At 30.3% G+C, this 10,953-nt stretch carries 10 protein-coding genes and 1 pseudogene; 10 read left to right on the top strand and 1 reads right to left on the bottom strand.

The genetic code is table 11. From position 1 onward, the window contains the following. The first annotated feature begins 136 nt into the window (after positions 1–136). From T369_RS0106920 to T369_RS09025, 10 genes are all read left to right on the top strand, one after another. Complete coding sequence (locus T369_RS0106920; protein WP_031553474.1) at positions 137–1,312, top strand: CD0519/CD1768 family membrane protein; 1,176 nt, start codon at positions 137–139, stop codon at positions 1,310–1,312. A gap of 234 nt (positions 1,313–1,546) precedes the next feature. Further along, on the top strand, positions 1,547–2,344 hold the full coding sequence (locus T369_RS0106925; protein ID WP_031553478.1) for a class I SAM-dependent methyltransferase: 798 nt from the start codon (positions 1,547–1,549) through the stop codon (positions 2,342–2,344). A gap of 41 nt (positions 2,345–2,385) precedes the next feature. Then, complete coding sequence (locus T369_RS0106930; protein WP_210727769.1) at positions 2,386–2,877, top strand: hypothetical protein; 492 nt, start codon at positions 2,386–2,388, stop codon at positions 2,875–2,877. A gap of 14 nt (positions 2,878–2,891) precedes the next feature. After that, positions 2,892–3,380 (top strand): hypothetical protein, encoded by a 489-nt coding sequence (locus tag T369_RS0106935; protein WP_233417889.1) that lies wholly within the window; start codon positions 2,892–2,894, stop codon positions 3,378–3,380. 156 nt (positions 3,381–3,536) lie between these two features. After that, positions 3,537–4,523 (top strand): YeiH family protein, encoded by a 987-nt coding sequence (locus T369_RS0106940; RefSeq protein WP_031553486.1) that lies wholly within the window; start codon positions 3,537–3,539, stop codon positions 4,521–4,523. A gap of 164 nt (positions 4,524–4,687) precedes the next feature. Further along, a complete protein-coding gene (locus T369_RS0106945; RefSeq protein ID WP_031553488.1) occupies positions 4,688–5,620 on the top strand; it encodes an NAD(P)H-dependent flavin oxidoreductase in 933 nt (310 codons plus the stop codon). Between the two features lie 97 nt (positions 5,621–5,717). Next, complete coding sequence (locus T369_RS0106950; protein ID WP_031553493.1) at positions 5,718–6,248, top strand: Rv0361 family membrane protein; 531 nt, start codon at positions 5,718–5,720, stop codon at positions 6,246–6,248. 34 nt (positions 6,249–6,282) lie between these two features. Beyond that, positions 6,283–6,834, top strand: coding sequence for a hypothetical protein (locus T369_RS0106955; protein WP_031553496.1), 552 nt, complete (start codon positions 6,283–6,285; stop codon positions 6,832–6,834). A 211-nt stretch (positions 6,835–7,045) separates the two neighbouring features. After that, positions 7,046–8,968 (top strand): AAA family ATPase, encoded by a 1,923-nt coding sequence (locus T369_RS0106960; RefSeq protein ID WP_031553499.1) that lies wholly within the window; start codon positions 7,046–7,048, stop codon positions 8,966–8,968. 201 nt (positions 8,969–9,169) lie between these two features. Beyond that, a complete protein-coding gene (locus T369_RS09025; RefSeq protein ID WP_031553502.1) occupies positions 9,170–10,591 on the top strand; it encodes a DUF4878 domain-containing protein in 1,422 nt (473 codons plus the stop codon). Positions 10,592–10,773: 182 nt separating this feature from the next. Here T369_RS09025 and T369_RS09510 read toward each other — a convergent pair. Then, positions 10,774–10,953 (bottom strand): annotated as a pseudogene (locus tag T369_RS09510) (transposase); the annotation flags it as partial.

Genomic DNA, 10,953 nt, shown 5'->3' on the forward strand with positions numbered 1-10,953 from the left:
TTAATCTAACATAATATTAAAATAGTTGCCAGAATAATGAGGAAAATGTTATAATATGTGTAAGGGTGTAGTAGAACAGAGAACGAAAAAAGTAAATCAAATTCATAATAAGTAAAATAAAGGAAGGATGATTTTTATGTCTAGGGATAACAATGATAGGCGGAAAGATAAGAGAATAGTTAAAAAGGCGATAAGTTTGGAAACATATGTTTTCTTAGGAATTTTCTTTTTAATTTTTGGATTAATGGCTCATAAAATGGGAACACCATTAATGTTTAAGACTATGATGGCAACAGCTCATGATTTATTACTAAATACAGTATTCTTTATTATGGCGATGGCTGTTATAGCGGGTGCAATAAGTGCACTTTTATCAGAGTTCGGAGCGATAGCTTTAATTAACAAAATATTTGCACCCTTGATGAAGCCTCTTTGGGGAATGCCAGGAGCTAGTGTAACTGGGGCAATTGCAACATATTTATCTGATAACCCTGCGATTATTCCATTTGCGAAAGATAAACGATTTGTTTCATTTTTCAAAAAGTATCAAGTACCAGCATTATGTAACTTAGGTACAGCGTTTGGTATGGGGCTTATCGTAACAATGTTTATGATGGGACAAGGTGATGGATATATTAAAGCAGCTATTATAGGTAATATAGGGGCAATTATTGGTAGTATTGTCAGTGTACGCTTAATGCTTAGAGAAACTAAAAAATATTACGGTGATGAAGCAAATGATCCAGTTGTTGAAATAACAAATGATGATGACTCACCTGAAAAAGTAAGAATAATAAGAGATGGAAATACATTCCAACGAGTTTTAGATACTTTATTAGAAGGTGGTAAAACAGGGGTTGAAATGGGATTAGCAATTATACCAGGGGTACTTATAGTTTGTACATTTGTAATGATGTTAACATTCAAGATGCCAGCAGATGGTTATACTGGTGCAGCTTATGAAGGTGTAGGATTCTTACCATGGCTAGGAGAAAAATTAACATTTATTCTTGAACCATTATTTGGATTCAAATCAGCAGAAGCAATAGCCTTCCCAATAACTGCATTAGGAGCGGTTGGTGGAGCTATTTCACTAGTACCAGAGTTCCTGAAAAGCGGACTTATAGGAGCTAATGATATTGCAGTATTTACAGCTATGGGTATGTGTTGGAGTGGATACTTAAGTACACATATCGGTATGATGGATGCTTTAGGAGTAAGAAAATTATCTTCAAAAGCTATAATTTCACATACAATCGGTGGTATAGTAGCTGGTATAATAGCCCACTACTTATTCTTATTATTAGGATAGATAAAATAGATAAAAAAATGCTGAGTACATAATGTGCTTGGTATTTTTTTGCGTTCATAGTCTATGTAGACTATAAATTAAGAAGCCAAATTTTGATAAATAGTATAAGGTATAGTATAATTAACGAAAAGTAGCAAAAGAAGCTAAAAAGACTTTGCAATAGAGTTTTTCAGTGTAGTTACTAAGAAAAATAAATTGATGAAATAAATGTTTATAAAGAATAAGAGGGAAAAGATGGAAAATTATAATAATGATAAAAATACATATATCACACGTATGAATAAAACAGCCTTATCTAAATTCGATGTATTAAAACCTTATTTAAAGAAAAAAACTAAAGTACTTGATTATGGTTCAGGAATTTCACCTGAATTTATTAAGAGTGTTCAACAAACAGGTGCGAAATACTATGCTTATGATATTTCACCAACAGTACAAAATGAATTGGCTAATTTAAATATCGATGTTATTACTGATGAGAATTTAGAGAAAAGTAAAGAAAAATATGACATTATTTTTTTGTCAAGTGTCTTTCATGAAATAATAAGTTATATGTCTCGTCCTGAGAGAACTAAAGTATTAAAACAAATATATAGAAACTTAAAAAAAGACGGGAAACTTATTATAAGAGATTGGGCTAATAACAATTCTGATAAACTATATAAAATAAATACGAAAAGTGAAAAAGCTAGCAAAGAAGTTGATAGATGGGTTAAAAAACTTAAAGAAAATTCAATTATACAAAATGTCGAAAAGACTAATAATAAAGAATACAAAACTACAGAAAAAGAAGCTTATGAAGTTATATTTCATGTGGTTTGGGGCTTACAGTCACTTGAAAGAGAAAGTAAAGAAGAATACAATATTCAAGATTATTTAGAAAAGTGGTTACTTAACCCATTAAACTTCAAAGTATCTAGCGTAATAGAAGAGAAGGATGAGAGTTATTTACAGTATTTACAAAAATATTTTAAATTAGATGAAGTACCTTTTAATACGAAATGTATACTGGTGTTAGAAAAAGATATTTAAAGAGATGTATATAAAGAATAAAGAAATAAGAGGAAGTCATATTGAGTAGAATTTTTAAAGTAATATTATTGCTGTTTTTTATAGCTCCAGTAATAGTAATCTTGTATGATACATTAGCAGCCCCTAAAGTCTTAACTAGAGAAAATAACAAAGGTAATGAGTATGAACAACTTGACAGACTAATGAATACAACAAGATATGCAGAACAGGTGAGAAAAGCGGGATACGAAGTAGATGATTATGATTTGCAGATGATGGACAGAATACCAGTGTTAGAAACTAAAGGAAAAAATAAACTAAGTATTGAATCTCCTATGGATAAAACTATACATATAAATACTGAAGAAGATCGCAATTTAATAATTTTTAATAAGGATATGACTATTACGGGAAGTGTAATAAGCCAAGGCGAAGATAAGCCCAGTAGAAAGTTAACAGAAGAAGAAAAGAGCAAGTATGAAAAAGAGATAAAACAAGAAATAAATAAGCTATTGGATGATGTTTATAAGGCGGGAGAGGGAGAAAAACAATAGAGGAAAAAGAAATGATGAGTAGAATGTTTAAAGTAATATTATTGCTGTTTTTTATAGCTCCAGTAATAGTGATTTTGTATGATACATTAGCAGCCCCTAAAGTCTTAACTAGGGAAAATAATAAAGGTAATGAGTATGAACAACTTGAAAGATTAATGAATACAACAAGATATAGAGGACAGGTAAATAAAGCAGGATATGAAGTAGATGAAAATGATATAATGATGGATAGAATACCGGTGTTAGAAACTAAAGGGGAAACAAAGTTTATTATTCAATCTCCTACGAATAGTAAAAAAATATATGTATATATAACTGGGTATCTTAACCTTATTATTTTTGATAGGAATATGAGTATAGTTGATAGCTCTATAGATCAAGGCAAAGATAAACCTAGTAGAGAATTAACAGAAGAAGAAAAGAGCAAGTATGAAAAAGAGATAAAACAAGAAATAAATAAACTGTTGGATGATGTTTATAAGGCGGGAGAAAAAATGCAATAGAATATGTTAAAACGGACGCGATAATTTTCACGTCCTTTTTCTTTTAAGAATCAAATATAATTTTTTTCAGTACCTTGAATCAAAATAATGTAAGTAGTATAATAAAAACAGAAATGGCTTAATAAGCTTTTTAGAATAAAATAAAGGGGAAAATAAGTGGATAGATTTAAGAGTTTTAATTTTTATTATACATTACTGATAACTGCAGTAGTATCAGTCGGTGCTAAGTATTTAGCTACATTACCTGCTTTAAAATTATTTGGGCACTTAGTTATAGCCTTAGTAATAGGTATGGTGTTGCAGTTATCAAAATCATTAAAAGCTCAAACTAAAGGAGACATACCTTTTATAAGTAATAAATTTTTACGTCTAGGAATTATTTTATTAGGTTTTAAATTAGCATTAGATAAATTACTTACAGAAGGTAAGAAAACATTACTTTTAGCCTTCTTTGTAGTTTTATTTATGATAATTCTTACTTATACAATGTGTCGAATTTTCAAAGTTGATCATGAACTTGCTTTATTATCATCATGTGGTTGTGGTATTTGCGGAGCTGCTGCGGTAATGGGTGTAAGTGGACAACTAAGAGCTAAAACAGATAATAGCGTATTAGCTGTTGCGGTAGTAGCTATATTAGGAACGGTGTTTACATTAATAGAAGTTACATTAAAACCGTATTTAGGATTAGAAGCCTATAACTATGGTATCTTTACAGGAAGTAGCTTGCATGAAATAGCTCATGCTGTTGCTGCAGGTGGCGCAGGAGGTCAAGTAGCTCTTGATACTGCAATACTTACTAAATTATCTCGTGTACTTATGCTTATTGTAGTTGCAATAGTTTTATTCGTAATTAACCGCCGTAGCAACGATGAAGCTCAAGGTAAGATGCCAATGCCATACTTTATTATTGGTTTTGTCTTTATGAGTATTCTAGGTAGTTACGTTAGCTTTTTAAAACCGTTAGCACCATATTTTGTTGATGCAGCTTATATCTTTTTAGGTATGGCTATGACAGCTTTAGGAATGAGTGTTAACTTTAAAGTTATAAAAGAACGAGGTATGCGAGTTTTTGTAGCCTGTTTCTTATCATCAACTATCTTAATGATAGTATGCTACTTAATAGCTAAATTTATATTTTAATACACTTTTTTAGAGTAATTCATATTAATTAAGAATTACTCTCTTTTATTTAATAAATTCTCTGGTATTTTAGGATACTATTTTTAAAAACAAGAAAAACTTGATATAATATAAAGACATAGGAAAAAAGCAATAAAAATTAAAAGGCGTAAAGGAGAATAATTATGACAATAACAAAATTATTAGGGATAAAATATCCAGTATTTCAAGGTGGTATGGCACAAATAGCAAGACACGAACTAGCTTCAGCTGTATCTAATGCCGGTGGTTTAGGAATAATCGCATCTGGAGGTATGAGTATTGAACAAATTAGGGAAGAAATTGTTAATTGTAAAAAACATACTGATAAACCATTTGCAGTTAATTTAATGTTAATGATGCATAATATAGATGAGATTATCGATGTAGTTATTGAAGAAGGTGTAGGAATCGTAACAACAGGTGCAGGGACTCCAAGAAAATATATGCCAAAACTAAAAGAAGCAGGAATAAAAGTTATTCCGGTTATCCCATCTGTAAAAGCAGCTAAAAAAATGGAAGAACTTGGCTGTGATGCTGTTGTTGTAGAAGGTATGGAAGCGGGAGGACATGTAGGAGAAAGTACTACTATGGCTCTTTTACCACAAGTAACTAGTGCTGTAAATATTCCTGTTATTGCTGCTGGTGGTATTGCGGACGGAAGAGGAGTAGCTGCTGCATATTGCTTAGGTGCAAGTGGAGTTCAAATGGGAACAGTATTCTTAGCTACAGAAGAATGTCCAGTCTCAGAAAATTATAAAAATGCTATTTTAGAAGCGGTAGATACTTCAACAACGTTAACTGGTACAAAATTTGGAGCACCAGTAAGAGGAATTAAAAACGAATTAACTAAGAGATATCATGAATTAGAGGAAAAATCATCAACTCTAATGGAATTAGAAGAATTAACATTAGGTTCATTAAGAAAAGCAGCTTATGAAGGTGATGTGGAAAATGGATCTATAATGTCAGGGCAAATCGCTGGTTTAGTAAATGAAATAAGACCGGTTAAAGATGTAATAGAAGGTATATTTGAAGAAGCTAAAGAAGTTTTAGCAAAAACTAAAATAGAGTTCTAGTAAATTAAATAAAAATAGAATATAGAGTGATTTATCTAAGTCACTCTATAACTATTTTAAGGTATTTTTACGAAAATAAATAAAGGAGAATAGTATTGTGCAGAATAATGAAAATAAAAGCAATGAACTTGAGAACCAGATAGAAAATGCTTCTCAGTTCGAAAAAGAAAGCAACGATGGACAGTCTAACAAAAAAATAAAATCAAAATATTTAAATGAGAAGACAGTAACTATTGTGCTAACTTTAGCGGTTGCTTTGATAGCGGTAGTATTTCTCTTTATACGTTCGAATAATACTGTTGGGGCAAAAACATCTCAGGAAGCGGCTCAAGGGTTTGTAGAAGCGGTAAATTCAGACGACTATGAAAAAGCTAGTAATTATGTTTATTATGAAAATGATGATATAAGAAAAGATGTAAAAAAGGAATTAAAAGATAAAGATAAAATACAAACTAGTTTACATAGACATTTGTATAAGACATATAAAGACTATAAGATAGTTAGTGTAGATGAACTAGGCGATGAAGCAAGGGTGACGTTAAAACGAGAGAGCGAACCTGGGAAAATAGTCTATAGTGATTTTAAGATGAAAAAGGTAGACGATAGGTGGTATTGCGACATAATGTAATTTTATGTGTAAATACTAAAGGAGAGAAGTATACATGGAAAATCAAGATAATAATATTAATAATGACAATAATATAAGTAATGATTCACAATTAAATGAAGAGAATGATAATAAACAACAGAATAAAAAGTCTAAATGTGTAAATAAAAAAAATATAACAATCATTTTAACATTGTTGGTTGTTATAATAGCGGGAATATTTTTCTTCATTCGTTCATCTAATGCTTATGGGGCGAAAACACCTGAAGAAGCAGCTCGAAAATTTTTAGATGCAGTAGACAAAGAAGATTATTTAAAAGCTAGTGATTATGTTTACTATGCTTGTAGTGAAAGAAGGGAAGAAGTCAGAAAAGAATTGCAAGAAGAAATAAACAAAGATGATAAAAGAAAAAGGTACGTAAACAAGGCCATATATAGAGGTGCGTATGTTTCTTTTAAAGGTTTAATGGTAGGAGAAATAGTAGAAGAAAATGGGAAAGAACCTTATGCTTTATTGAAAGAGAAACCAGATTCTAATAGGAATAGATCAGGAAACTGGTTATTATTGAAAAAAGTAAAAAATAGATGGTATGTTAACCTAGAATAGGCATAGAAAGTTAATAATATACTTGATAATGTATAAATAAAAAAGTGAAAATAAGCAATAGTTACTAGTTAAAAAATTAGTAATTATTGCTGTTTTTTTTTTAACGGTAATATGCGTTTTTATAGTTTATGACAAAGATTGACAAGTCTATAATAACAATATTATAATATTTAATGACTGTAATAAATAAAAAGTAGAGGATTGTGAATATATGGCGGAATTTATAGTTGGACCAAATAATTCATCTTTTTTTAAAAAGAGAAAACACTGGACCTTATTAGAAGCGATAGAAGAGGCTAAAGATGGGGATACTATAATGATATCAAGTGGATATTGTTATGAAAGTGACAAAAATATAGTAATTACAAAAAGTATTAAAATTGTAGGGGATTTTGATTTTGAATCAAAAGATAAGTCGAAATTTATACCGGAAATAAGAACAGGGGTATTTGTGAGAAAAGGAGCGGAAGTTACTTTAAAAAATGTGGCTATTAGGCTTAATCGAGAAAAAAGTAATGCGCTTAACGTAAAAGATTTGGCGGCTATTGTTGGAGAAGGTTTAATAATAGAGAATGCTGTTAAAACAGGTGAAATTTATCCAATCATATATGCAGATGATAACGCAAGTATAAAACTATCTAAATCAGTAGTGCGCCCCTCTTCTCTAGAAGTACATAAAGTTTATACAAAAGATGCAAAGTTAGACATAAATGCGTCAGTAATTTATGCCAGTATAACTATGTATAATACGAAATTTAAAATAGATAATACTACAGTAGATTATAATGCTTCTAATACTTTATCTATAAAAGAAAAATCGAAAGGAAGTATGTACAATAACCTTATAAAAGGTGGGGATGTTAAAGATAATATTCCGTGTGTATTTATTAAAGAATCGGAAGTATCAATAAACTCATCGACGATTTTTCAACCAAACTACAGTAGTGCGCTATGTGTAATTAATTCAACAGTAAATCTTACAAATATAGCAACTAGTTCAGCTAAAATGTATGATAGAGCAGTAGTGAAGGTTAATGAACACTCTATTTTTGAAGAAAGTATCTTTGTTGAAGAAAATTCAAGATTTACAGGGGATGTAATATCGATTTTTGGTCGAATGAATGGAAAGATAAATTTATATATTGCTCAAAATAGTGAAGTTAAGTTTAATCTTATAAATATGGGAAGATTATCAGTACCTCCTATAAAAGTAGAGAGAGACTCATCATTTGATGTAGCAAAACTAAGACAAATACAGTATAAAGAAGAATCAGGAAATTTCGAAATTGATGAAAGGAAACAACCTGTAGTTGTTGCTGAATCATTAGAAATAGAATATTTTGGAGAAAAAACTGCTTTTGAAAAATTAGATGAGATGATTGGTTTAACTAAGGTGAAAACTGAAGTTCGAGAGTTTATTGCTTTAGCTCAGATGAATAAACTTAGAAGAGAAAAAGGATTAGAAGATGCGCCTTTAACACTTCATTCACTATTTTTAGGAAATCCTGGAACAGGGAAAACAACCGTAGCAAGATTAATAGGAAAAATATTATATCAAAAAGGTCTTACTAAATCAGATAAATTTGTTGAGACTTCACGTTCAGATCTTGTTGGAAAATACATTGGGCATACAGCTAAACAAACTAGAGAAGTACTAGAATCAGCGTTAGGTGGAGTGTTATTTGTAGATGAGGCTTATACACTTGCGACAGGTGGTGAAAATGACTTCGGTAGAGAAGCAATTAACGAAATATTGAAATTTATGGAAGATAATCGTGAAGATATAGTAATTATCTTCGCAGGTTATACGAAAAGTATGATGGATTTCTTAGAAACGAACGAAGGTTTAAGAAGTAGAATACCAAACCATTTTAATTTTGAAGATTATACAGTAGATCAATTGTACAAAATTGGTTTATTAGAATTGCAAAACCAAGGTTATAAACTTAATCATGAAAAATATGCAGAATTTGTAAAGCATAACTATAATATAAGCAATGATAATAGTAATGGTAGATGGATAAGAAATCAAAATGAAAAGCTAAGAAAAAAACTAGCGTTACGTTTACTGGATGATATAAATGCAGATATAACTACGATAACTGATGAAGATATGGAAAGTGCAAAACTTTAATAAAAATAGTATGAAAACATCGAATATAGTTAGTAAATATGTGTTTTTCTAAGAGAGAGTTGTCAAAACTCTCTCTTATTTATAAAACTTATAAAAATAATACAAGAAATTTTGACAAGTTATTCAAATTTAAGTATAATATTTAAGATAAGTTTTAACTATATTTTAAGTATAGAGTAATTTTAAGGAGAAATCAGTTGTATGGAGAAAAATAATAATTCTAACGATTTACAATCGGAAAAAGAAACAAATAATAAGGTAGAAGTAAACGATAAAGTTGAAAAAAATGAAAAGTTGGAAGGTAATGACAAAGTTGAAACTAGTGAAAAGGTAGAAACAAATAATCAAAATAACAACCAACCAAACGGAAATCAAGGTCAACCAAATGGTCAAAATAACAACCAACCAAACGGAAATCAAGGTCAACCAAATGGTCAAAATAACAACCAACCAAATGGAAATCAAGGGCAACCAAATGGTCAATTCAACAATAGACCAAATGGAAATCAAGGGCAACCAAACGGTCAATTTAACAACCAACCAAACGGAAACCAAGGACAGCCAAATGGTCAATTCAACAATAGACCAAATGGAAATCAAGGGCAACCAAATGGTCAATTTAACAATCGACCAAATGGAAACTATGGACAACCAAATGGCCAATATAATAATCGACCAAATGGCAACTATAACCAACCAAACGGTCAATACAATAATCAACAATATGGAAATTATAACCAACCGAATGGTCAATATAACAACCAACAGTACGGAAATTATAATCAACCGAATGGTCAATATAATAACCAACAGTACGGAAATTATAACCAACCGAATGGTCAATATAGCAACCAACAATATGGAAATTATAACCAACCGAATGGTCAATATAACAACCAACAGTACGGAAATTATAATCAACCGAATGGTCAATATAATAACCAACAGTACGGAAATTATAACCAACCGAATGGTCAATATAGCAACCAACAATATGGAAATTATAACCAACCGAATGGTCAATATAATAATCAACAATATGGGAATTATAATCAACAAAATGGTCAGTACAATAATCAACAATACGGAAATTATAACCAACCGAATGGCCAGTATAATAACCAACCAACAAACAGTCAATTTAGTAACTATTTAAATAACGTTAAAAACAAAATAAGTAATCTTACTAAGAAACAAATTGTTACTGGATCAGTAATACTAGCTGTTTTAATAGCTGCAATAGCTGGATTTATGTATTTTAGTAATAATGTAGGAGCAAGCAGTCCAAGAGATGCAGTAGAAGGTTATATAAAAGCTGTGAAAAAAGAAGATTATGTTAAAGCTCAAGATTATATTTACTATCCAAGTAAAGATTCAAGAAAATTAGTGGATGATGAAATCAAAAAAGTAATGAAAGAAGATGGGGAAGCTAAGAGTAATCTATCTAAATTAACGCGAAAATATAAAGATAGTAAAGTATTAAATGTAAAAGTTGACGGTGAGTATGCGGCTGATGTAAAAGTTTCAGTAGATGAAGGGGACTCTGCGTTTGCTAGAACAGAAAATACAATAACTGTTAAAAAAATTGATGGGAAATGGTATATTACAGATAGATACCTTTAATTTAATGAGTTAATCTATGTAATAAAAAAATCTGAAGTATAAAATTATATACTTCAGATTTTTCAGATTGTTGACAAAAATACCGAAATATCAAGCTAGTATTGATGTTATGGTATTTTTTTTCAAAAAAAATAAGCCTTAAGGCAAAAATCCAGTAGTATTAAGAGGTTTTATACCTCTCTTAATGCTATTGTTTTCATATTTTGAACGCAACAAGACAGCCAAGCGTACGACTGTACTTTGGCTTTTCCTCTATATTGTGCATACCTGTATCCGTGATTTTGTTTAGAATCCGCAAAGCTACGTTCTATTGTTTCTTTTCTTCTCTTATACAATAGTTTTCCTTCTTTTGATATACGTCT

Source organism: Gemella sanguinis ATCC 700632 (assembly GCF_000701685.1).
Classification (GTDB): domain Bacteria; phylum Bacillota; class Bacilli; order Staphylococcales; family Gemellaceae; genus Gemella; species Gemella sanguinis.

Bases quoted from the DNA above. Each gene is read 5' to 3' on its own strand.
- T369_RS0106920 (WP_031553474.1), top strand. From the start codon at position 137: ATGTCTAGGGATAACAATGATAGGCGGAAAGATAAGAGAATAGTTAAA.
- T369_RS0106925 (WP_031553478.1), top strand. From the start codon at position 1,547: ATGGAAAATTATAATAATGATAAAAATACATATATCACACGTATGAAT.
- T369_RS0106935 (WP_233417889.1), top strand. From the start codon at position 2,892: ATGAGTAGAATGTTTAAAGTAATATTATTGCTGTTTTTTATAGCTCCA.
- T369_RS0106945 (WP_031553488.1), top strand. From the start codon at position 4,688: ATGACAATAACAAAATTATTAGGGATAAAATATCCAGTATTTCAAGGT.
- T369_RS0106955 (WP_031553496.1), top strand. From the start codon at position 6,283: ATGGAAAATCAAGATAATAATATTAATAATGACAATAATATAAGTAAT.
- T369_RS0106960 (WP_031553499.1), top strand. From the start codon at position 7,046: ATGGCGGAATTTATAGTTGGACCAAATAATTCATCTTTTTTTAAAAAG.
- T369_RS09025 (WP_031553502.1), top strand. From the start codon at position 9,170: ATGGAGAAAAATAATAATTCTAACGATTTACAATCGGAAAAAGAAACA.